1 rRNA gene is annotated in these 255 nt (G+C 54.1%); it reads right to left on the bottom strand.

The features are described from left to right. A 16S ribosomal RNA gene (locus tag L8G48_RS13395) occupies positions 1-255 on the bottom strand; the annotation flags it as partial.

Here is a 255-nt window from a genome sequence, read left to right as displayed (position 1 = left end):
TCGCGTTGCATCGAATTAAACCACATGCTCCACCGCTTGTGCGGGCCCCCGTCAATTCATTTGAGTTTTAACCTTGCGGCCGTACTCCCCAGGCGGTCAACTTAGTGCGTTAGCTGCGTTACTCACGCCTTAATGACACGAACAACTAGTTGACATCGTTTACGGCGTGGACTACCAGGGTATCTAATCCTGTTTGCTCCCCACGCTTTCGTACCTCAGCGTCAGTCTCTGACCAGGTGGCCGCCTTCGCCACTG

The sequence above is a fragment of the Idiomarina aminovorans genome (assembly GCF_023155095.1).
GTDB lineage: Bacteria > Pseudomonadota > Gammaproteobacteria > Enterobacterales > Alteromonadaceae > Idiomarina > Idiomarina aminovorans.
This window is presented reverse-complemented; position numbering and strand designations above follow the sequence as displayed.